Origin of the sequence: Pseudoalteromonas sp. S16_S37, assembly GCF_014694405.1 — a bacterium.
Lineage (GTDB): Bacteria > Pseudomonadota > Gammaproteobacteria > Enterobacterales > Alteromonadaceae > Pseudoalteromonas.
Genome location: NZ_JAAUWV010000028.1, coordinates 33,058 through 53,268, shown reverse-complemented (window position 1 = coordinate 53,268; position 20,211 = coordinate 33,058). Strand labels below are relative to the sequence as shown.

The following is a 20,211-nucleotide window of genomic DNA, read 5'->3' as shown; positions in this document are numbered from 1 at the left end:
AATGGCTTAGAAACAAGGTAAATATTTCGCTATGTAGTTATTCTACATGAGAAATATTTAACGCAGTTAATGAGTCATTTAGCTCGCTAGAATGATCAATGTATTAATAAAATTGGTATCAGAGTACATTGCTGACAACGCAGAAGAGAATTTACGGAAGAGAGCAGTGTGTTAAATCAGGCCTTGTGCATTAAATCAGTGGTGACAGCGTGTAACATATTGTGCAAAATAGTATCAGCATTCATGGTGTTATGTTGTTCTTTTGTTTATTTAGCGATTCATAAGATCACTAGACATCATGAATGTTCCCCACATTTTCCAAAATTTCTAAAATCTCCATCTTATTGATATATAAACACTAGTTTTGGGGATGCCTTAGCCTAGCAAGGGTAAATCTATAGACAGATCCTTCAGCAACTCTAGTACTTAATAAATATGAGTTCCCTATTAGAATCTTAACTGTACTAGCTGCCCCCTTTTTAGGCGAGGCCCAGCTCAACGGTTTATACGCATTCAAGCAAGTATAGAAATTACCTAACTTTCCTTCTCCATATCTAACGTCTCGTTTGGTATCAAAGTTCTGAATCTGATATGAGGATAATGAATCAAAATTTGATAATTCATTTATATAACCCCTTGCTTGCAAGGTCTCATTCACGCCATATACAAATCCGAGAGTCGTTAAAAAGTAAATGAGCCCAATAAATACTTCAACATGACTGGCGAGTTTATTTAACGCCTTTGCCGGTAAATCTGAAAATGGTGGATAAGCTTCTAAAAAGTTGGCAATTTCCTGATGTTCAACTTCCATGGTTTGCCTTTATATAAAACAGTCAGTTAACCCATTGTGGGAGAGAGCTGAGTAATTTGCAATGCCGCACTCGTATGCAGGGCTCTGATGCATTGTGGCTGGTGATACAATTTTTGCTTTTATAACAGTGTCCAAGAAAGAGCGAGTGCGCTAACTGCGCACTCGCTTTTGGTTGTTAAAAGTGTGCGGCATGAAAACGCAGGTGCTCATCTATAAAGCTACTGATAAAAAAGTAACTATGATCGTAGCCTTCACGCAGGTTAAACGTAAGTGGATAATTGATACGCTCAGCCGCTTTTTGCAGATGCCATGGTTGCAACTGCTCATCTAAAAAGCCATCAGCATCTCCTTGGTCTATTAAGATAGGGATAGGCTGCTCAAATTCTTTGGTCGACATAAGCGCTGTTGCGTCGTACTGCTGCCAAGTTTTGGTATCAATGCCTAAATAACCAGTAAACGCTTTGATACCCCAAGGACATTGCTGAGGATGAACTATCGGACTAAACGCAGAGATACTTGAGTACTGCTCAATATTACGCAAACCAATTGTGAGCGCACCATGACCACCCATAGAATGACCACTGATAGCCTGCTGCTGGGTAACAGGGAAGTGACGTTTAATGAGCTGCGGCAATTCAGTCACCACATAGTCATACATTTGATAGTGCTTATCAAATGGCGGCATGACGGCATTGAGATAAAATCCTGCACCTAACCCGAAATCATAATCGCCTTTGGGGTCATCAGGTACGTGTTCGCCTCGAGGGCTAGTATCAGGTGCTACGATGGCGATACCTAATTCGTTGGCAACTTTAAAAGCTCCCGCCTTTTGCATAAAGTTTTCATCTGTACAAGTTAGACCCGATAACCAGTAAAGCACAGGGACTTTTTGCCCTGTATTAGTAATTTCAGGTAAAAAAACAGCAAAGGTCATATCACAGTGAGTAGTTGTGCTAGCATGGCGATAGCGCTTATGCCAGCCGCCAACTACTTTATTGCTGGCGACAAGTTCCATAACAGCCTCTTATTTATAGTGAACCACAGAGCGAATGCTCTTACCTTGGTGCATCAAGTCAAATGCTTCATTGATGTCTTCAAGGGCCATAGTATGGGTGATAAAGTCATCTAATTTGAATTCGCCAGCCATATAGCGCTCAACAATTTCTGGTAGTTCTGAGCGACCTTTAACACCGCCAAAAGCACTACCACGCCATACTCGACCAGTTACTAACTGAAACGGGCGAGTCGATATTTCTTGACCTGCACCGGCAACGCCAATAATAACCGATTCTCCCCAACCTTTATGACAGCACTCAAGTGCGGAGCGCATCACATCAACATTGCCAATGCACTCGAAAGAGAAGTCAACACCGCCATCGGTCATCTCGACAATCACTTCTTGAATTGGTTTATCATAATTCTTAGGATTTATAACATCAGTTGCGCCAAGTTTAGTGGCTAACGCAAACTTGCTTTCATTGATATCGATACCTATGATGCGCTTGGCACCCGCCATGGTCGCGCCAATAATTGCAGACAAACCAATGCCACCTAGGCCAAAAATAGCAACGGTATCACCAGCTTGTACTTTTGCCGTATTCATTACCGCGCCCATGCCAGTAGTAACGCCACACCCTAGCAAACAGATCTCTTCAAGGGGAGCCTCTGGGTTTACCTTTGCTAACGAGATCTCTGGCAACACCGTATACTCTGAGAACGTTGATGTTCCCATATAGTGATAAATAGGCTTACCGTCTTTATAAAAACGGGTTGTTCCATCTGGCATAAGCCCTTTACCTTGAGTGTCACGGATCTTTTGGCACAGGTTGGTTTTTCCCGACGTACAGAATTTACACTCACCGCACTCAGGTGTATAAAGCGGAATGACGTGGTCTCCAATCGCGACGCTAGTGACACCTTCACCAACAGCTTGCACGATGCCAGCACCTTCGTGGCCCAAAATAGCAGGGAATACGCCTTCAGGATCATCCCCCGACAGAGTAAAAGCATCGGTGTGGCAAACACCGGTTGCGGTGATCTTAACCAGCACTTCACCTGCTTTGGGCATCATTACGTCTACTTCTTCAATACTTAAAGGTTGTCCCGGACCCCAAGCGATAGCGGCTTTTGATTTTATAAATTCTGACATGGTTTTTTCTCATTCTTAATCAAGATAGGTTAAGTATAATTACTTTATAATTTTTGATAATATCAAAATATCTAAAACACTTTTACGTATTTGTAATAATGGATAGATGGACGGGTATTGATGAGTTTGTTGCTGTAGCAACGTTGGGATCATTTACGCAAGCGGCCAAACAGCTGGGTACATCAGTTGCACAGGTGAGTAGAAGAGTAAAAGAGTTAGAGCAGCAGTTAAACCATCAGCTCCTAACGCGCACAACAAGAACTTTAACGCTTACGCAAGAGGGCAAAGTATTCTTAACCCATGCAAGACATCTACAGCATGCCTACAATGATGCGCAATTAGCGCTTCGCCAGCGGGATCAGCAGCCTTCTGGTGTATTGAAACTGACGGCTCCGGTGATGTTTGGAGAGCGTTACATTATGCCACTTGTACACGATTTTATGCGCAAGTACCCAAAAGTCAGTGTTGAAATGCTTTTGAGTAATGAGCAATTAGACATTGTAACTATGGGTATTGATGTTGCGATTCGTTTAGGTAATTTGAAAGACTCGTCACTGAAAGCACGAAAACTATCCACTAGAAACACGCTGGTATGTGCATCGCCTTCTTATATTGCCAATTATGGCCAACCATATAGTTTAAATGAGCTCTCAGCGCATAACTGTTTAATTGGAAACAGTCGTACTTGGCGATTTTTAGATGATACTAGAGAGCGAAATATCAGTGTTCGAGGCAGCTTGATATGCAACAGTGGCTGGGCATTATTGGATGCTGCATGCAAGGGGCTTGGACTAGTTCAATTACCACATTACTATGTTCAAACGGCTATAGAGCAACAAAAGCTCGTGGAGATACTGCCCAAGTTTCGACCAGAGCCAGAAGGCGTCTGGGCACTTTATCCACCCAGACAGTATTTACCTACCAGTTTGCGCCTGCTGCTTGATCATTTGGCAGAGCTGTTTGCTCATGAGCGTTCATAGCGGCTAGTGCTAATTTAAGTGCTTCTTCTCGACTGTCGCAAAATGCGTTGCCACCTAATCGCTCGTTGATATTGAAGCGATGTAATTGATCGCTGGTTTCCTGATTTGGCGAATAAATGAATACGTCGCAATTAACATCAAGAGCGTCAATGATCGCATTCTCTAGTGCAAGGCTTACCGTAACATCAAGCATCGCCACATCACTTAAATCTAAAACCATTGCTTTATATTTAGCAATATCTCGATGCTGGCGCGCAATTGCTTTTGACACGCTAAAGATCATAGGGCCAGAGAGATAAAAGTAGAGCAGTTTTCCGTTTGCTTGATTAAATAACTCGCGCTCGGTATCACTCATTGGCACATCGTCATCGCTATCACTAATCGCTTTAACCTGTTCAGCCTGAACGCGGCTTAAGCGTTCTATCACTATGATATTAGAGATAAATACGCCTAGACCAACGGCAACCATCAAATCAACAAAAACGGTCAGTAGCATAACGCCATACATAATGGCCATTTGCATTAGGCTCAGCTTGTGTGCCCGTTGGATAAAGCTCCAGTCTAAAATATTGAATCCGACATACACCGCGATACCAGCAAGCACGGCCATTGGAATTGGCTCGGTTAAGCCACCGGCAACAAATACCACTGCCATTAATATAAGCGCACGAATGATCCCAGCAGCAGGGGAGCGCGCACCCACTTGAATATTCACGACCGTGCCCATGGTTGCCCCAGCACCTGGCAGAGCACCAAACAGACCCGATATCATATTAGCAATACCTTGGCCTCGTAGCTCTTTATCCGAGTTATGTTCGGTACGCGTTAAGCTATCGCCAATAACTGCTGTTAATAAGGTATCGATACAGCCTAAAGTGCCCAAAATTAGAGCGTCAATCACCATTTCTGTGAATACTTCTGCCCCAAAAGTTGGCCAAACTATATCTGGCAGGCCACTGGGGATTTCGCCAATTCTGCGAATGCTGTCTGTATCAAAAAAGATAATAGAAAACAAAGTGATGGCTACTAGTGCAACAAGTTGCGCGGGGACATACTGGCGATATTTTTGAGGTAAATAGAAAAGGATACCAAGCGTTAATATACCAAGTAGCAGTTCAGAAAAGTGCAGGTTCATCACAAGCTCTGGTAGCGCAGATAAGGTGCCGACTACGCCACCTGATGGTGCTTTGTGACCTAGCAAAGGAGCAATTTGCAAAATAATTAATATCACACCGATACCAGACATAAATCCGGATATCACGCTGTATGGCATTAATGTTACATATTTTCCTAATTTTAGGGTGCCAAGCAAAACTTGAAACGCGCCAGCCATCATGACGACGGTAAAGGCCATGGCCATGCCAGTTTCAGGGTATTTTGCCATCATGGTGGTCAACACTGCGGTCATAATAACCGTCATCGGACCTGTTGGTTCAGAAATCAGAGAGGTAGAGCCGCCGAATAGAGCAGCGAAAAGGCCTACAAGAATTGCACCCCACATACCGGCTTCAGCACCAGCTCCAGAGGCAACACCAAAGGCGAGAGCGAGCGGAAGAGAAATGATAGCAGTAGTCACCCCTCCAAATAAATCGCCCTTTAAATTCATGTGCTTAAATCGAGATAAAGACAACATAAAACTTCCATGCCGCGAGATTGACCGCATTTTACACGAAAAATCGAATTTAACTATCGGATATTCAATATTTTTTTACAATTTGCAGCGTACCCAAGCAGCACTGGTTTGTGATAGTATTCGCAGCATTAACATTTAAACATAATCAAAATCAAATATGTTTCAGCCAGTTAGCCTGTTTGTTGGCTTAAGATATGCCAAAGCTGCTAAAGGTAACGCCTTTATTTCTTTTATCTCATTTTTTTCTATCGCAGGTATAGCCCTTGGTTTGATGTCTTTGATCACGGTTAGCTCGGTAATGAACGGCTTTGAGCAATCTCTCAAAACGGCAATGCTTGATTTAATACCCCATGTTCAGCTTAAGCATTCCGCAAAGTCTGAGAGTAGCGCGCAACTAATAGAGCAATTAACCAGCAGCGAACAGGTTAAGCGTATCCAACCTTATCTAACTTCTGATGTGATATTGCAAACGAATAAAGAATTAGTTGGCGTTAGGTTACAAGGCGTGTTCGAAGGGTATAGTAATCCTGTAGAGCGACACATTTATAGTGGCTCAAGTGAGCGATTGGTACAGAGTAAATATCAGTTAATGATTAGTCGCTATTTGTCGAGCAAACTGGGCGTCGGGGTTGGAGATGAGGTGCGCGTTATTATGCCTGATATTTCAAGCTATACGCCTCTTGGTCGAGTACCCATGCAACGGCTGTTTTCTGTTGCAGCAATTTATGATTCAAGCAGTGAAGCGGATACATCTCTGACGTTTGCCGATGGTAAGAGTTTAGCTAGGCTTATGCGCCGAGCTGACAGCACAACTTACGACATTAGTATAACCTTGCACGATGCATTTTCGCTTAACGATTTCTACGTTGCTCACCCACAGCTAAAAAGTGAATTTGATGTAGACGACTGGCAATCTCAACAGGGCACCTTATTTGCTGCTGTTGCGATGGAAAAACGCATTATGTCTTTGCTTTTGGGGCTTATCGTCATCGTGGCGATATTTAATATTTTATCTGCGTTGTCAATGATGGTAAGTGAAAAACAAGGAGAGGTAGCGATTTTACAAACGCTAGGCTTCACACCACAAATGATAGGCCGAGTGTTTATGGTGCAGGGGTTATATAACGGATTAGTGGGAACGGTGATTGGTGTGCTATTGGGTATTTTAGTTGCCAATTATATTAATGAAATACTGGCTTTTAGTGGTTTGTCATTACTTGGAGGGGCGCGCTTGCCGGTCGTTTTTTCGCCATCAGGGTTAGTGATAATGGCACTAGTAAGTATTTTTATGAGTTTTATAGCAACGTTATATCCGGCAAAGAAAGCTGCAAATGTGCTACCTGCAGAGGTATTAAGGTATGAATAATTTAGTCATTGATTGTCAAAAGCTAGGCAAGTCTTATCAAGATGGCAAAGCCCAAATTGAGGTTTTAAAAGGTGTAGACTTACAGGTCCGCCAGGGAGAAATGCTAGCCATCGTGGGTAGTTCAGGCTCTGGTAAAAGTACCTTATTACATATTTTAGGGACTCTTGATACGGCATCATCTGGCAGTGTGAGCATTAAAGGCGTCGAGGTCGGTAAATTGTCTCGTGCTAAGCAAGCTGAATTTAGAAATCAAAATATGGGCTTTATCTATCAGTTTCACCACTTATTAATGGAATTTACGGCGCTTGAAAATGTTGCCATGCCATTACTGATCAGAGGCGTCAGTGCTAAAGAAGCAGAGCCAGAGGCGCTTGCAATGTTAGAAAAGGTGGGATTACAAAACCGCTCATCTCATAAGCCATCGGAGTTATCGGGTGGCGAGCGACAACGTGTGGCAATTGCAAGAGCGCTAGTCACGAAACCCGCGTTGGTACTTGCTGATGAACCAACAGGTAATTTGGATAAGCATAACGCCATACGTATCTATGAATTATTAGCACAATTGAACCAACAGCTAAATACCAGTTTTGTGGTGGTGACACACGACTTAGAGCTGGCAGCAAAGCTTGGGCGCAGTGTTCAGTTAGATGATGGTGAGCTTGCTGAGGTTAGCCATGCTTAGCGCGTTTTTGAGTAAGCGGTTTCGTCATGCTAAGCATAAAACAGGTATTGTGAGTCTTTTAAGTAAGGCTTCTACATTAGGTGTTATGCTTGGTGTTACAGTTTTGATCATTGCACTGTCGGTTATTAACGGCTTCGAGCAACAACTTGAAGAGCGCCTGCTATCAGTGGTTCCCCACGTAAGTTATCAAGCACCATATGAGCCAATCAGCGACTGGCATGAGAAAGTTGAAATGCTCAAAGCGCATCCAAATATTGTTGCGGCAACACCCGAAATCGACTTAACCGCCATGGTGCAGTTTAAAGGTAAGCTCAAGGCAACACAGTTAAAAGGGGTTGTACCAAGGCTTCATCAAACGGTATCTGGAGTTGGTAACTTCGTTCAAGGTAAAGGAATTGCTCAGCTCGAATTAAATGAGATCATCATAGGTAACAGAATAGCAAAGTCATTGGGTGTTAATGTTGGTGATAAAGTCACCGTTCTTGTTGCAAATCAGCATTCAGAACAACCGTTAGCTGCACCAAAACGAATTACCTTACAGCTTGTTGGAGTAATTAATATGGGCGGGCCAATCGATGAATCGCTCGCTTTGACCCATTTAGAAACTCTGCAAAATACGCTAGGTCTCGAAAAGGGACAGGTTACAGGGTTAAGAGCGAAAGTTGATAATGTGTTTAATGCCCACGATGTTGCAATGAACGCGGGGCAAACTCTGCCTGATCTTGTTTATGTCAGTAGCTGGTTTAGAACACAGGGTAGCCTCTACCAAGATATTCAGATGGTTAGAACTATCGTGTTTTTAGTTGTTTTTCTTATTATTGCGGTCGCTAGCTTTAATATCGTCTCTTCAATGGTGATGGAAGTGAAAGATAAACAAGCAGACATTGCCATTTTGAAAACAATGGGGGCAAAGGATAGCACCATATTTGCAACCTTTGCGCTTCAAGGTATCACTTATGCTGTGATAGGTGCATTTATTGGCACTGTAGTGGGGGTGTTACTTGCCATAAACCTGCCAAATTTGTTTAATGCTGTGTTTGCAGAGGCGGGCAGTAATCCGCTTGCAGGCGTATATTTTGTTGAGTTTTTGCCATCAAAACTCATTTGGTCGGATATTTTTATCACACTAGCCGTCACTTTATTGTTGGCTGTTAGCGCGAGTGTGTATCCTGCGTGGCAGGCGACAAAAACTGAGCCAGCACAAGTACTTGGCAACACTTAATCGATAACGCCAGTAGCTTTGATAGAACAATATGCAATTGTGTTGGCTATACGTTTTGGCTAAAGGGTTGCAAGGGGACTATCAAAACCGTACATTACTGGCATTAAAACAAGCTTAAAAAGAAGTAGAACATGAGCGAACAACAACAATTAACACCTCAACAACTTGAAGAATTAGAACAGCAGTGGCAAAGAGAGTGCTTCCAAAATGCACAGAAGCACCTAGCTGAAAAGGGTATTATTCCAAGCACTGTATTTGATAAAGAGAGTCGTTTTCTTGCTCCATTGTGCGCTATATGGAAAATGAAAGCACAGTCTGGCAAAACATATTGGGTAGTTACTGGTCGTTTACCAACCGATCATATGGAGACAAGTGGCGCGGCGACAGCCAGAGAAGCGCTAAAGCATTTTTCTTATCGTTGGCAACTTAGGGCCGATGAAATAGTTGCCGCGGGCGTAAATGATGAGACACAAGCAAAGTTTGCAAACCTGCTTGTAAATAGAGCCCACGGCCTCTATGAAATTGCAGACAAAGATGAACTATGGGTCAATGAAGCATCGTAAATGGCTCGGTTCTAAATGCAGAAATAGGGCACCTAAGCTTTTGTCTTGGGATGCCTGCTTCCATAAATACACAGCCTTGTTTTAAAAAGCCATTTTCAACAAAATTAGGCACTTCATCTAAAATACAATTCACGTAAATATTGTCTAACCCTTTATCACTGGCGAGTAAAACTAAATAATTGAGAAGTGATGTATAAGCGTCACGGTTGCGATGAGATTGGATAACTGCAATACGGCTTATTAAACCATCAGGGCTTAGTCTTCCTGTACCGACAGGTTCATCGTTGTCGTTGCAAATAATGACGTGATCTGACTCTGCATCAAGAGAGTCAAATTCAACTTCCTTGGGTATGTGTAACTCATAAACAAAAACGCGCTCACGAATTTGCTTTAATTGCGCTTTTTTATGAAGCCAACTGACCTTGTCAACATGGTAACTCATGATTCCTCCACTTAATACTTAGCGTATTTGCGCAGGTTCCCAAGTCTTTAAGTGCATATTTTTGCGCCCATTTAATCATTGTACAAGCCGTGCACAATGATTAAAAATAAACCTAAAGTTACTTGGCAACGGTCACAGTTTGAGCTGCCATTGTCGGCTTACTCAAACTCATCGCCTTCTTGTAAGTAATACGTTCCCTCACTAATCAGTTTAGTAAAGGTTTTCATAAATTCCACACAATTTAATGCATTTTTAATTTGCGATACTGTAAAGCTATTTTCATCAGTTAACAGTTTCACTCCTGCCAATGATGTTAGTGGCAAGCGATAAGTTTCACCGTTAATGCTAAGTAATATTTGCTCGGGTGTAATTTGATAAACACTACGAACGCCCCCAGCTCGCACAACTGTTTCTGCTGAGGCTAGGTACTCAACAAGTTCTTCGCAGTGCAAAGGTTCATCTAGCGGTGCAAGATCCATATCATGCTTGGGTTGGCTGATCATTGTGCCAAACCAATGTTTAAATGTAGATCTATCTTCCAGTAGGTCTTTCATTAGCTTTTGAACTGTATCAATTTCATCTTCACTGATTAGTCCTACTGAGTCTGGTTTAAATAAGTTCGGATCGCTGTAACGTTTGTTTCCAAGCTCATGGTCGATTAAATAGTCAGCAAAGTTTGATATTAAGTCTTTTTGATCTGGAGCTCTAAAACCAACTGAGTAATTAAGTGCATTTTCAACAGCATAGCCCTCATGAGGGCAACCTGGGGGGATATAGAGTATGTCGCCAGGTTCCAAAACCGCATCTATTAGCGCTTCAAATTGCTCTACTTGAAGTAAACTTTTGTTCTGAGCAAACTGCTTTAGTGATGGGTCGGGCATACCAACTCGCCAATGGCGCTTGCCTTGTCCTTGAATAATGAATACATCATACTGGTCTAGGTGAGGCCCAACACCGCCACCAGGTGTAGAATAACTAATCATTAAGTCATCAATACGCCAATTAGGAATAAAGCGGAACGGTTCAATCAATTGTGCAGCATCAGGATGCCAGTGATCTACAGCTTGAACGAGCAAGGTGCTATTGGTATCAGTTAAGCGAGAGAAGTCTTCAAATGGTCCGTGATAGGCTTGCCAATCATCATTGTGATTTGTGATAAGGCGTGACTCTATCGTTTCTTCCATTGCTAAACCTGCAAGCTCTTCAGGCTCAATAGGGTCGACAAAGTTTTGGAAACCGCCTTTGATTAATAGCGGCTTCTTTTGCCAATAATTTGATAAAAACTGATCGGTAGTTAAATCATTGATGCGTAACTGATACATAAATTTTCCATAAAAAAAGCGAAAGATTTTACTCTTTCGCTTTATAACTTAATTTTGTTCGAAGTTATACAAGCTCGTCGATGAAAGCTTCTGCACGGCCAATATAATTAGCTGGCGTCATTTGTTTCATTTGTGCTTTTACCTCTTCAGGTAGTTCTAAGCCGTCGATAAAATCAGCCATGATCGCTTGATTTACTCGTTTACCACGGGTTAGTTCTTTTAGCTTTTCGTATGGCTTTTCAATGCCATATTTACGCATTACTGTTTGAATTGGCTCAGCAAGTAGCTCCCAGTTCTGATCAAGCTCTTCAAGTAACTTATCGGCATTCACTTCAAGCTTGCTTACCCCTTTAAGGGTTGCTTGATAAGCGATTAAGGCATATCCCATGCCAACACCTAAGTTACGCAAAACAGTCGAATCGGTCAGGTCGCGTTGCCAGCGAGAAACAGGTAACTTTTGTGCCAAGTGAGCAAAGATTGCATTAGCAAGACCTAAATTACCCTCTGAGTTTTCAAAATCAATCGGGTTTACTTTATGTGGCATAGTTGAAGAACCAATCTCACCAGCAACCGTTTTTTGCTTGAAGTGGTTTAGTGCAATGTAGCCCCAAACGTCACGATCAAAGTCTAACAAAATAGTGTTAAATCGAGCGATAGCGTCAAATAGCTCTGCAATATAGTCGTGAGGCTCTATTTGCGTTGTGAATGCGTTCCAAGTTAAACCTAAGCTGGTCACAAATTGCTCGGCATGAGAGTGCCAATCATAATCAGGGTAAGCGCTAAGGTGTGCATTGTAGTTACCTACAGCGCCGTTGATTTTACCTAAAATCTGTACGTTTGCGATTTGCTCGCGTTGACGCTGTAAACGTACATAAACGTTGGCAAATTCCTTACCCATAGTAGAAGGAGAGGCTGGTTGACCGTGGGTACGTGTCATCATGGCAACTGAGCGGTATTCAATTGCTTTTTCTTTGATAGCTGCAAGTAGCTTATCGCAGTATGGCAATAAAACTTTATCCCTTGCTTCTGTTAACATTAAACCATGAGATAAGTTGTTAATGTCTTCAGAAGTACATGCAAAGTGAATAAACTCATTGATTGCGTTTAGCTCAGCGTTATCGGCAACTTTTTCTTTTAGAAGGTACTCAACTGCTTTCACGTCGTGGTTCGTAGTGCGCTCGATTTCTTTTACGCGCTCAGCATCTGCTTCACTGAAGTTATCTACGATGCTATCTAGCAACGCATTAGCTTGCTCACTGAACGCTGGTACTTCAGCAATACCTTGTGCCTTCGCCAGTGCTTGTAACCAACGAACTTCTACAGTCACGCGGTATTTTACTAAGCCAAACTCACTGAATATGCCACGTAACTCGGTAGTTTTGCCACCATAGCGACCATCCACTGGAGAGATAGCGGTTAACGCTGAAAGCTCCATAATTACTCCTAAACTAATTGGTTTTGAACGATATTTTTAAACTCTTTTCTGTGCTTCGGCGATGATTTTCTTTTTACCAAAGAAAAACTGACGGCGTTTTCCGCCAAGCTGTCGCCAAAGTACGGCACTGCGAATACCTGCAAGTAGCAGTGCTCTAATTTTTTGTTGAGTCGCGGTTTGTTTGAGCAACTCAGGTTGTCCGAAGACTTGAATTTTTTGACCTAATGGGCTGATAACTTCACTATAAATATCAGCAAAGGCAGCGATTATGGTGCTGTCTGTAATTTCAAAGTGCTGCAGTTGGCGCTCGACGTCTTTCAGTCGCCTAGACAACTCGTCAAGCGCACTTTTGTTACTCATCAAGGCTCTTTCAAGTTGCATTAAACTGCCAACATATTTGACCATTTCAACGTCTTTATCACCTTGTGGCGACAATTGCGCCAACAAAATACGATAACCTGATTTTAAAGCGAATGAATCAGAATACACGTCTTCTGGTTTCTCAGGGGTGAGATTAACAATGCTGTGTAAAAAGCTTTCTACTTCACGTTCGTTAAACTGCCCATATTTAGCTGTTTTTTGTACTAACTTTGTGATTTGGCACATCGCAGCCAAGGGCATCACATAATTTGCTGACATTATTTAATCACCGAATCAATAATCCCGCCGCCTAAACAAACTTCATTTGCGTAAAATACCGCTGATTGTCCTGGCGTCACCGCTTTTTGAGGCTCATCAAACAACACGCGAGCCATGCCGTCTTCACCGACAAGCAAAGTACAAGGAATGTCGTTTTGGCGATAGCGTGTTTTAACCGTGCAACGAGTTGTTCCTTTAGGGCCTTGTCTGTCAACCCAGTGTAACTGGTTTGCATTCAAGCCATTACTGAATAGGCGAGGGTGGTCGCTACCTTGGCCAACTACAAGTACATTTCGCTCAATGTCTTTATCAACAACGTACCAAGGCTCACCGTTGCCTTCTTTCATTCCACCGATAAGCAAGCCTTTGCGTTGACCAAGTGTGTGATACATCAAACCTTCATGGTCGCCAACAACATTGCCGTCTGTATCTTCAATTTCACCAGGTTGCGCGGGTAGGAACTTTTGTAGGAAATCTTTGAACTTGCGCTCACCAATAAAACAAATGCCGGTACTGTCTTTTTTGTCGTGTGTTATTAGGTCTTGCTCTTCTGCAATGCGACGTACTTCTGGTTTAGCAATGTCACCAACAGGGAAAAGAGTTTGCGCAATATGCTCGTGACTTAAAGTATACAAAAAGTAACTTTGGTCTTTATTATCGTCAAGACCTCGGCACATGACGAATTTGCCATCACGTTCTTCGCGGCGGACATAGTGACCCGTCGCAATATAATCGGCGCCAAGGGCCTGTGCTGCAAATTCCAAAAACGCTTTGAATTTGATCTCTTTGTTACACATGATATCTGGATTGGGTGTGCGTCCTGCTTTGTACTCTGCAAGGAAATATTCGAATACATTGTCCCAGTATTCTGCTGCAAAGTTGACAGTATGTAGCTCAATACCTAGCTTATCGCAGACAGCTTGTGCGTCTTTTAAATCTTCAGCAGCAGCACAATATTCATCATTATCATCTTCTTCCCAGTTCTTCATGAACAGACCTTCAACTTGATAGCCTTGTTCTTTTAATAAGTATGCTGAAACTGAAGAATCTACACCGCCGGACATGCCAACAATGACTTTAATGTGACTATTATCGCTCATAATGTTTGCTGTAAATTTACCTGATTTGGAAAGGCCGTGATTATAGCACGCAAAAGCCCTATGCTAAAAGCTGATAAGGCATTCATTGCTTACCAAGTACTTTATATTCGCCGTTTTTTAATCCATCTAAGGTATATTTGCCAATTTTTGCTCGGATCAAACGTAAAGTTGGGTGGCCTATATGCGCTGTCATTCGTCTGACTTGACGATTTTTTCCTTCACTAATGCTTATACTCAGCCACGTAGTGGGGATATTGGCTCGTTCTCTAATTGGTGGTGTTCTAGGCCAAATATCAGGCTCCGGTATGATCTCAACTTTGGCGGGGCGAGTTAGGCCATCTTTTAGCTCAACCCCATCACATAACGCATTTATTGATGCTTGAGATGGTACGCCTTCGACTTGGACCCAGTAGGTTTTTAGCGAGTTTTTGCTTGGATCAGTGAGCTGATGTTGCAGCTTGCCGCAGTTGGTCAGTAACAACAGCCCTTCACTGTCTCTATCTAAGCGTCCTGCTGCATAAACATCTTTTTCTTTTATAAAGTCGGCAAGTGTTTTGCGGTTTTGGTCATCGGTAAATTGGCACAAAACGTCAAATGGCTTATTAAACAGAACTATTTTTACCTGTTCTGGAGGTAACGCCTGTTTAACTGTTCTTGTTTTAGTGAACTTAGTAGAACGTTTTGCTTTGTTAAATTGAACTTTTTTTGCGGTAGTTTTGTTCATCTTCTCACCAGATAATCACAACAAAATAAATTGTAACATTGCTCAGCCCTGAACCACAAAGCTTTGTATTATTGTTTGGTTTTTTCGTGACAAATGTGCTTAATATTACTAAGTTATGTATAACAATATTGGGAAAGCCAAGACGGATATTATGATCAAAACGAGAGTGGTTTATTTTGTTAGTACTTTTGGCGTGCTCATCGCGTTGTCGTGTCGTGCTCAGGATGAACTTTTTACTCTCACATTAGAAGAATTACAAAATGTGCCTATTGCTGTTGCGACTAAAACAAATGTACAGCTTAAATATGCGCCCTCGACAGTGAGTTACTTTTCGGCTGAGCAAATAAAGTTGCTAGGGATTGAAACACTTAGTGAACTTTTTACTCATATTCCTGGCTTTTACTCCATGTATAACTCAGTGGAAGGAAACCAGTCTTATCTTATTGCACGTGGTCACCCACAAAAATATGCAAACACTTTATTGGTACTCGTCAATGGCCAACGTTTAAACGAAGACTACACTGGCGGCATTAATTATATTGACCGGTTTGTGAGCTTACATAATGTAGATAAAGTTGAAGTCATAAGGGGTCCTGGCTCGACTTTGTATGGTTCTAATGCCTTTCACGGCGTGATAAATATAGTGACTAAAGTTGAAAACTATCTAGAGCTTTCGATTGGTTCATTTGCAAAAAAAGAACTCAATGGCGGTTTAGTACATCAATTTGATGACCTTATGCTAGGCATTGATATTCATTGGTATAAAGATAATGGTGACACGCTTGACAATGTTTTTGATAGGTTTGCGTTGCAAGAGACAACCAGCGATGCGCACGAGTCAAAACAGCTCGAGCTGTTAGCAAAGTACAAAAATTTCACTTTTCGAAATCACTATTTAAATTCTACCCGAGATAACCACTACCTCTTTAGACGCCTAAGAGATGGAACTAATAACGTAGATACTAAACACTGGTTGTCACGACTTGAATATGAGACCAGCGAGCAAGATATTTGGACTCTCAATGTTGGCATGGAGTATTCAAAAGCAAGGCGCAAATCTCTTTCAGCTCTTGAGCTTAGAGGAACAGGGCCTTTTGAGCAGAGCGATTTTTTATTTGGTGAGAATTTTACACACGATTCATATCGAGCAAATGCCGACTACAGTTATCAAGTAGGCGATTCTCATCGGCTTTCAGTGGGGGCTGAGGTTGTGCGATCTCAAGTGCCTGGGGGTTATTTACGAAGCAATTACGATATTTTTGGTGATCTTGATTTCTTTGGCGAAGTTGTAGAGTTAACCCAACCAAGCCAGCGAATTGTGCAAGATAAAAAGCGTAAGATTCGAATGGCGTATGGCCAGTTGGAGTCTAACTGGAATGAACGCTGGCGCTCGACTATTGGGTTACGCCGTGATGGGTACAATGACGTTGAAGATAAAACCAATCCTAGAGCGACCATTATTTATGCGCCCAATAATGCACACACCTTTAAATTGATATATGGAGAGGCGTATCGCGTGCCCTCATTAGGAGATTTGTACGATGAAGAAAGTGGCCTGACTGTTGGTAATAACCAGCTCAAACCAACCACTTTAGAAGCACTAGAGATGGTTTATCAGTATGTAAACCAAGACTTTACATTTAGCACGAGTTTTTATCGCAATAAAATTAGTGAGTTGATTGATTTTCGTGTTGAAGGTGACAATGTTTTCTTAGGTAATATCGCAGACAATAAAGCCGAGGGGCTAGAGCTGGAGTGGCAGGCTAGGATATTCCCAAACTTAGAATTAAAAGGTTTTATCACTCACTTGTTTAGCAACAAAACAACCATCGAGCCAGGTCAAACAACTTCTCCATCGGATAAATTAGTGCCGAAAACTTACGCGATGACATCGTTGCTTTATGCCCCCTCTGAACACTGGAGCATGTCGCTGTCAATGAGTGGGCGAAGTGGCGTTGACACCTTGGTAGATAAAGACTCGAACAAAGTGCTTTCTGGAACCCTTAATTATCAGGTTAATAGTAATTCTACAATTACCTTAGATGTAAATAACTTACTAGATAAAACCTATAGTACAGCTGCCATAATTCCGTTTGGTGAAAAAGCAGGTAAGCCGTTTGGTGAGTATAGAGCTAGGGGACGAGACATTAAGTTATCGTATAGATATCTATTCTAAAGATATGTATCTGCAAATAAAAAAGCCTGCGAGAGCAGGCTTTTTTGGGTCTATATTTTTTAAATCTTAAACTAATTTAGCCAAGATTTGGTTGAATGTATTGCTAGGACGCATAGCCGCAAATGCAAGCTCGTCGTTAGGCTGATAATAGCCGCCAACATTCATTGCTTTGCCTTGTGCGCCGTTTAATTCATCAACAATTGTTTGCTCTTGTGCTTCCAAATCACGTGCAATATCCGTGAATTGAGATTGCAGCTGTGTGTCTGTTGTTTGTGCAGCTAGTGCTTGAGCCCAATATAGAGCAAGATAGAAGTGGCTACCACGGTTATCCAGCTCGTTTACTTTACGTGATGGAGATTTGTTCTCATCTAAGAACTTACCAGTAGCTTGATCAAGTGTATCAGCAAGAACCTGAGCTTTAGCGTTACCAGTTATTTGGCTTAAGTGTTCAAGAGAAGCCGCAAGTGCCAAGAATTCGCCCAAAGAATCCCAACGTAAGTGGTTTTCTTTTTCAAACTGTTGAACGTGCTTAGGTGCTGAACCACCGGCACCAGTTTCGAATAAGCCACCACCATTCATAAGAGGCACAATTGAAAGCATTTTCGCACTTGTACCAAGCTCAAGAATAGGGAACAAGTCAGTTAGATAGTCACGTAATACGTTACCTGTTACTGAAATTGTGTCTTTACCTTCTTTCATACGCTCTAGTGAGTATAAAGTGGCATCAACAGGTGCTTTAATTAACAGCTCTAATCCTTCAGTATCGTGCTCAGGAAGGTATGCATTCACTTTTTTGATTAGTTCAGCATCGTGTGCACGCTTTTCATCTAGCCAAAATACTGCTGGGACACCAGTTGCACGAGCGCGGTTAACTGCAAGTTTAACCCAATCTTTGATTGGCGCATCTTTAACCTGACACATACGCCAGATATCGCCTTGCTCAACATCATGAGATAACAACACATTGCTGTTATTGCTATCAACTACGCGGATTGTGCCAGCTGCAGGTGCTTCAAATGTTTTGTCATGTGAACCATATTCTTCAGCTTTTTGTGCCATTAAACCTACGTTAGGAATAGTACCCATGGTACGTGGGTCAAATGCACCGTGCTTTTTACAAAAGTCGATAGTGGCTTGGTATACGCCTGAGTAACAACGGTCAGGGATCACAAAGCTAGTGTCTTGCTGTTTACCTTCAGCGTTCCACATTTGACCGCTGGTACGAATAGCCGCGGGCATTGATGCATCAATGATCACGTCGCTTGGTACGTGAAGGTTAGTGATACCACGGTCCGAATCTACCATCGCAATAGCTGGGCTTGATTCATATACAGCAGCGATGTCGGCTTCAATTTCTTGACGTTTAGCATCATCCAGTTGTTGGATTTTTGAGTAAACATCACCTAGGCCGTTGCTTACATCAACGCCTAATTGTGCAAACAACTCTGCATGTTTAGCGAATACGTCTTTGTAGAATACTTTTACAGCATGACCGAAGATAATAGGGTCTGATACCTTCATCATGGTTGCTTTCATATGTAGTGAGAAAAGCACACCTTTATCTTTTGCTGATGCAATTTCTGCTGCTAAAAACTCTTGTAACGCAGATACACTCATACAAGATGCGTCAATAATCTCGCCTGCTAGTAGCAGTGTGCTTGCTTTTAATACAGTTACATCGCCGTTTTTAGCTACGTGTTCAATACGTACGTCAGTTGCTTGCTCAACCGTTGTTGATCGCTCAGAACCGAAAAAGTCACCATCGCTCATGCTTGCAACATATGATTTTGAGTCTGCAGACCAAGCACCCATTGAATGCGGGTTCTTGCGCGCATAGGCTTTAACTGATGCTGGCGCTCGACGGTCAGAGTTACCTTCACGAAGTACAGGGTTTACTGCACTGCCTTTGATTTTGTCGTAAGTAGCTTTAATAGCTGCTTCTTTGTCGTCTTTTGGCTCTGCAGGGTAATCAGGTAACGCATAACCTTTTTCTTGTAACTCTTTAATGGTGGCGCGTAACTGAGGAATAGAAGCACTAATGTTCGGTAGCTTGATGATGTTAGCTTCTGGTGTTTTAGCTAATTCACCTAATTCTGCAAGTGCATCGCCAATACGCTGCTCTTCAGTTAAAAACTCAGGGAAGTTTGCGATGATACGTCCCGCAAGAGAGATATCTCGAGTTTCAACTTCTACGCCAGCGGCATTGGTGTATGCTTGAATGATCGGTAGCAATGAATATGTGGCTAACGCCGGAGCTTCATCGGTTTTTGTATAAATAATTTTTGATGTCATCATCATTCCTAGATTTTGTGGCTTTTACAGCCATTCAACAATGCAAAGGGAATGCTATGTTGCCTAAGGCAACAGGTTATAGCAAGTTTGTTAGATATTTTCACTCAAGGGTAAATAAATATATCTAACCTACCTGACGACAACGGGCAGTATTGTAGCAAGCATTATAACTGAGGGCTAATTAGAAATTTTAAAGGGGAAGAAAGAAAAATTATAAGGAATATGAAGCGAGAAACAAATGCAACCCGCTTCCGATAGCCAAAACTACAATCACGCCATTTCTTCATCGCGAGGTGCGATGTTGGTAGCGTGTAGACCTTTCGGTCCCTCTTGTAGCTCGAATGTTACATCCTGACCAGCTTTAAGCGTTTTGTATCCATCCATTACAATCGTTGAGTAATGGGCGAAGATATCTTCCTCACTGCCGTCTTCTACGATGAAACCAAACCCTTTGGCATTGTTGAACCATTTGACTTTTCCGCAAGCCATACTTCTACATCCTTCTATAAGTTGACTAATTTAGTTAATCTAAACTTTATAATTTGCTAGACTGCCCATAGATTAAGCAATCTATAACGACTGTAGTTTAAATGAGCAGTCAGTCAAGTTTTTTAACGTTTTTTTTAACATTTTATTTATTTTATAATTCAAGTTTGCTTGAGTTACCAAGACAAG

Annotated in this window: 17 protein-coding genes and 1 pseudogene; 6 read left to right on the top strand and 12 right to left on the bottom strand. The window is 42.0% G+C overall.

Going from position 1 to position 20,211, the window contains the following annotated elements; all coding sequences use genetic code 11:
- Window positions 1-358: 358 nt before the first annotated feature.
- The 3 genes from HC733_RS13220 to HC733_RS13210 form a co-directional block, all read right to left on the bottom strand.
- The gene (locus HC733_RS13220; RefSeq protein WP_190365518.1) at window positions 359-811 is read right to left on the bottom strand and encodes a hypothetical protein; all 453 of its coding nucleotides are present in this window, start codon (window positions 809-811) and stop codon (window positions 359-361) included.
- Between the two features lie 175 nt (window positions 812-986).
- Window positions 987-1,826, bottom strand: coding sequence for an S-formylglutathione hydrolase (gene fghA, locus HC733_RS13215; protein ID WP_190365515.1), 840 nt, complete (start codon window positions 1,824-1,826; stop codon window positions 987-989).
- 9 nt (window positions 1,827-1,835) lie between these two features.
- Window positions 1,836-2,960: an S-(hydroxymethyl)glutathione dehydrogenase/class III alcohol dehydrogenase gene (locus tag HC733_RS13210; protein ID WP_194710054.1), complete on the bottom strand. Its 1,125-nt coding sequence runs from the start codon at window positions 2,958-2,960 to the stop codon at window positions 1,836-1,838.
- A gap of 98 nt (window positions 2,961-3,058) precedes the next feature.
- On the opposite strand from HC733_RS13210, the gene HC733_RS13205 reads away from it, so the two are divergent.
- Window positions 3,059-3,940, top strand: a complete 882-nt coding sequence (locus HC733_RS13205) for a LysR family transcriptional regulator (protein WP_190365514.1) — start codon at window positions 3,059-3,061, stop codon at window positions 3,938-3,940.
- Here HC733_RS13205 and HC733_RS13200 read toward each other — a convergent pair.
- Window positions 3,879-5,573 carry a SulP family inorganic anion transporter gene (locus HC733_RS13200; RefSeq protein ID WP_190365513.1) on the bottom strand — a complete coding sequence of 565 codons (1,695 nt, stop codon included), beginning with the start codon at window positions 5,571-5,573 and terminating at the stop codon, window positions 3,879-3,881. The genes HC733_RS13205 and HC733_RS13200 overlap by 62 nt on opposite strands.
- 157 nt (window positions 5,574-5,730) lie before the next feature.
- Between HC733_RS13200 and HC733_RS13195 the strand changes: the two genes are divergently transcribed.
- From HC733_RS13195 to HC733_RS13180, 4 genes are all read left to right on the top strand, one after another.
- On the top strand, window positions 5,731-6,939 hold the full coding sequence (locus HC733_RS13195) for a lipoprotein-releasing ABC transporter permease subunit (protein WP_190365512.1): 1,209 nt from the start codon (window positions 5,731-5,733) through the stop codon (window positions 6,937-6,939).
- A complete protein-coding gene (lolD, locus tag HC733_RS13190; protein WP_190365511.1) occupies window positions 6,932-7,621 on the top strand; it encodes a lipoprotein-releasing ABC transporter ATP-binding protein LolD in 690 nt (229 codons plus the stop codon). Before HC733_RS13195 ends, lolD begins: the two co-directional genes overlap by 8 nt.
- Window positions 7,614-8,843 (top strand): lipoprotein-releasing ABC transporter permease subunit, encoded by a 1,230-nt coding sequence (locus HC733_RS13185; protein ID WP_190365510.1) that lies wholly within the window; start codon window positions 7,614-7,616, stop codon window positions 8,841-8,843. The genes lolD and HC733_RS13185 overlap by 8 nt, the downstream gene beginning before the upstream one ends.
- Before the next feature lie 131 nt (window positions 8,844-8,974).
- Window positions 8,975-9,406: a DUF4826 family protein gene (locus HC733_RS13180; RefSeq protein ID WP_190365509.1), complete on the top strand. Its 432-nt coding sequence runs from the start codon at window positions 8,975-8,977 to the stop codon at window positions 9,404-9,406.
- On the opposite strand, the gene HC733_RS13175 is transcribed toward HC733_RS13180, so the two are convergent.
- The 6 genes and pseudogenes from HC733_RS13175 to HC733_RS13150 all read right to left on the bottom strand — a co-directional run bounded on the left by HC733_RS13175 (window position 9,390) and on the right by HC733_RS13150 (window position 15,068).
- Window positions 9,390-9,848 carry a GNAT family N-acetyltransferase gene (locus HC733_RS13175; protein WP_190365508.1) on the bottom strand — a complete coding sequence of 153 codons (459 nt, stop codon included), beginning with the start codon at window positions 9,846-9,848 and terminating at the stop codon, window positions 9,390-9,392. The genes HC733_RS13180 and HC733_RS13175 overlap by 17 nt on opposite strands.
- Before the next feature lie 158 nt (window positions 9,849-10,006).
- Window positions 10,007-11,170: a cupin domain-containing protein gene (locus HC733_RS13170; protein ID WP_190365507.1), complete on the bottom strand. Its 1,164-nt coding sequence runs from the start codon at window positions 11,168-11,170 to the stop codon at window positions 10,007-10,009.
- A gap of 64 nt (window positions 11,171-11,234) precedes the next feature.
- Window positions 11,235-12,605: an adenylosuccinate lyase gene (gene purB, locus HC733_RS13165; protein WP_190365506.1), complete on the bottom strand. Its 1,371-nt coding sequence runs from the start codon at window positions 12,603-12,605 to the stop codon at window positions 11,235-11,237.
- 36 nt (window positions 12,606-12,641) lie between these two features.
- The gene (gene hflD, locus HC733_RS13160; protein WP_190365505.1) at window positions 12,642-13,244 is read right to left on the bottom strand and encodes a high frequency lysogenization protein HflD; all 603 of its coding nucleotides are present in this window, start codon (window positions 13,242-13,244) and stop codon (window positions 12,642-12,644) included.
- Window positions 13,244-14,350 (bottom strand): annotated as a pseudogene (mnmA, locus tag HC733_RS13155) (tRNA 2-thiouridine(34) synthase MnmA); the annotation flags it as partial. The gene hflD and the pseudogene mnmA, both read right to left, overlap by 1 nt.
- 76 nt (window positions 14,351-14,426) lie before the next feature.
- Window positions 14,427-15,068: a pseudouridine synthase gene (locus HC733_RS13150; RefSeq protein WP_190365503.1), complete on the bottom strand. Its 642-nt coding sequence runs from the start codon at window positions 15,066-15,068 to the stop codon at window positions 14,427-14,429.
- Window positions 15,069-15,219: 151 nt separating this feature from the next.
- Between HC733_RS13150 and HC733_RS13145 the strand changes: the two genes are divergently transcribed.
- The gene (locus HC733_RS13145; RefSeq protein WP_190365502.1) at window positions 15,220-17,244 is read left to right on the top strand and encodes a TonB-dependent receptor plug domain-containing protein; all 2,025 of its coding nucleotides are present in this window, start codon (window positions 15,220-15,222) and stop codon (window positions 17,242-17,244) included.
- 66 nt (window positions 17,245-17,310) lie between these two features.
- On the opposite strand, the gene HC733_RS13140 is transcribed toward HC733_RS13145, so the two are convergent.
- Entirely contained in the window at window positions 17,311-19,536 is a 2,226-nt protein-coding gene (locus tag HC733_RS13140; RefSeq protein WP_190365501.1) for an NADP-dependent isocitrate dehydrogenase, read from the bottom strand.
- Window positions 19,537-19,806: 270 nt separating this feature from the next.
- On the bottom strand, window positions 19,807-20,025 hold the full coding sequence (cspD, locus tag HC733_RS13135) for a cold shock domain-containing protein CspD (RefSeq protein ID WP_152085782.1): 219 nt from the start codon (window positions 20,023-20,025) through the stop codon (window positions 19,807-19,809).
- Between the last annotated feature and the right edge of the window lie 186 nt (window positions 20,026-20,211).

Coding starts and splice junctions, on each gene's coding strand:
- HC733_RS13220 (WP_190365518.1), bottom strand. CDS start 811: ATGGAAGTTGAACATCAGGAAATTGCCAACTTTTTAGAAGCTTATCCA.
- fghA (WP_190365515.1), bottom strand. CDS start 1,826: ATGGAACTTGTCGCCAGCAATAAAGTAGTTGGCGGCTGGCATAAGCGC.
- HC733_RS13210 (WP_194710054.1), bottom strand. CDS start 2,960: ATGTCAGAATTTATAAAATCAAAAGCCGCTATCGCTTGGGGTCCGGGA.
- HC733_RS13205 (WP_190365514.1), top strand. CDS start 3,059: ATGGATAGATGGACGGGTATTGATGAGTTTGTTGCTGTAGCAACGTTG.
- HC733_RS13200 (WP_190365513.1), bottom strand. CDS start 5,573: ATGTTGTCTTTATCTCGATTTAAGCACATGAATTTAAAGGGCGATTTA.
- HC733_RS13195 (WP_190365512.1), top strand. CDS start 5,731: ATGTTTCAGCCAGTTAGCCTGTTTGTTGGCTTAAGATATGCCAAAGCT.
- lolD (WP_190365511.1), top strand. CDS start 6,932: ATGAATAATTTAGTCATTGATTGTCAAAAGCTAGGCAAGTCTTATCAA.
- HC733_RS13185 (WP_190365510.1), top strand. CDS start 7,614: ATGCTTAGCGCGTTTTTGAGTAAGCGGTTTCGTCATGCTAAGCATAAA.
- HC733_RS13180 (WP_190365509.1), top strand. CDS start 8,975: ATGAGCGAACAACAACAATTAACACCTCAACAACTTGAAGAATTAGAA.
- HC733_RS13175 (WP_190365508.1), bottom strand. CDS start 9,848: ATGAGTTACCATGTTGACAAGGTCAGTTGGCTTCATAAAAAAGCGCAA.
- HC733_RS13170 (WP_190365507.1), bottom strand. CDS start 11,170: ATGTATCAGTTACGCATCAATGATTTAACTACCGATCAGTTTTTATCA.
- purB (WP_190365506.1), bottom strand. CDS start 12,605: ATGGAGCTTTCAGCGTTAACCGCTATCTCTCCAGTGGATGGTCGCTAT.
- hflD (WP_190365505.1), bottom strand. CDS start 13,244: ATGTCAGCAAATTATGTGATGCCCTTGGCTGCGATGTGCCAAATCACA.
- HC733_RS13150 (WP_190365503.1), bottom strand. CDS start 15,068: ATGAACAAAACTACCGCAAAAAAAGTTCAATTTAACAAAGCAAAACGT.
- HC733_RS13145 (WP_190365502.1), top strand. CDS start 15,220: ATGATCAAAACGAGAGTGGTTTATTTTGTTAGTACTTTTGGCGTGCTC.
- HC733_RS13140 (WP_190365501.1), bottom strand. CDS start 19,536: ATGACATCAAAAATTATTTATACAAAAACCGATGAAGCTCCGGCGTTA.
- cspD (WP_152085782.1), bottom strand. CDS start 20,025: ATGGCTTGCGGAAAAGTCAAATGGTTCAACAATGCCAAAGGGTTTGGT.